The following is a 767-nucleotide window of genomic DNA, read 5'->3' as shown; positions in this document are numbered from 1 at the left end:
GCCACCCTGGTCCCCTGGTTCTGGTTGCTCTCCCGCACCACCGACTGTCGCATCTTCCAGGACCGGACGGTGCCGGACATCGTCAAAGAAATCTTCCGCGAGCATGGCTACATCGACTTCCAGGAATTCCTGGTCGAGCCCCACCACCGCTGGAACTACTGCGTCCAGTACCGGGAGACGGATTTCGCATTCATCAGCCGGTTGCTGGAACAGGAAGGCATCCACTACTTCTTCCGCCATGAGCACGACCGACACACCCTGGTCCTGGCCGACGACAATGGTGCCCACCACCCGGTTGCCGGCTACGAAGAAATCCCCTACTACCCCCCGGATGAGACCGCCCTGCGGGAGCGGGATCACATTGATGATTGGTCCGTGGCCGGAGCGGTCTGCTCGGGTGTCTTTACCCACACCGACTTCGACTACAAGAAGCCGCGCTACAACCTGCTGACTGCGCGGCTTCACCCGCATGAGCACGCCCGCGAGGATCTGGAGATCTACGACTACCCAGGTGGATACACCCAGTACGACCAAGGCGACGACTGGGTACGGGCGCGCATCGAAGCGCTGCATGTGGACTACGAGACCCTACGGGGTGCCGGCAATGCCCGTGGGCTTGCCACCGGGGCACGCTTCAAGCTGACCGAATATCCCCGCCAAGACCAGAACCGGGAATACCTGATCCTCTCGGCCGAGTACAAATTGCAATCCGACGCCTTCGGTTCTTCCAGCACGATGGGCGGCGCGCCCAACACCGGCCCGGTCTT

At 61.9% G+C, this 767-nt stretch carries 1 protein-coding gene; it reads left to right on the top strand.

Translation table 11 applies throughout. The features are described from left to right. A partial coding sequence (locus BQ17_RS17890) for a type VI secretion system Vgr family protein (protein WP_141699357.1) occupies nucleotides 1-767 on the top strand: 767 nt, incomplete at both ends.

The sequence above is a fragment of the Candidatus Thiosymbion oneisti genome, from assembly GCF_900092655.1.
Taxonomy (GTDB): domain Bacteria; phylum Pseudomonadota; class Gammaproteobacteria; order Chromatiales; family Chromatiaceae; genus Thiosymbion; species Thiosymbion oneisti.
The sequence above is the reverse complement of the archived record's forward strand: the minus strand, read 5'-3'. Positions and strand labels throughout refer to the sequence as shown.